The 521-nt window shown below is 56.6% G+C and carries 1 protein-coding gene; it reads left to right on the top strand.

Annotated elements, in window-relative coordinates; genetic code table 11:
• Positions 1 to 521 (top strand): archaellin/type IV pilin N-terminal domain-containing protein (locus D3D02_RS18950; RefSeq protein ID WP_121571358.1); only part of this gene is annotated, 521 nt, incomplete at both ends.

Genomic DNA, 521 nt, shown 5'->3' with positions numbered 1-521 from the left:
GAACGCGGTCAAGTGGGGATCGGGACCCTCATCGTGTTCATCGCGATGGTGCTGGTGGCGGCGATCGCTGCCGGCGTCCTGATCAACACGGCCGGATTCTTACAGTCACAGGCTGAAGCGACAGGGCAAGAGAGCACAGACCTCGTGTCCGAGCGTGTCCGAGTGACGAGTGAGGTCGGGATCGTCACGAGCGATGCGACTCAGGGTGAACTGTCAGAAATCCGTATCAGTGTCACAGGGTCTCCAGGTGCTGATGAGATCGACCTGAGTGAGACGACTATACAAGCTGTTGGTCCAAATGGACAGAACAACCTAGTGTTCGCCAACGCAAGCGTCGAAATTGGTAGTGCTGATGCTGCCGCTACGGCAATCCCAGCAGATAGCTTCGGCGTCCGCAACAGCACTGGTTCGTTCGTGGACGACGCAGTGATTAACGGTGATGAACAGTATACAATCGTACTGAACCCGCAGGTCGAGCCGTTTGGGACATCTACTGAGCCGTTCGGCGAAAGCGATGAGTC

Source organism: Halobellus sp. Atlit-38R, from assembly GCF_003665925.1.
GTDB classification, from domain to species: Archaea; Halobacteriota; Halobacteria; order Halobacteriales; family Haloferacaceae; genus Haloquadratum; species Haloquadratum inordinatus.
This window is presented reverse-complemented; position numbering and strand designations above follow the sequence as displayed.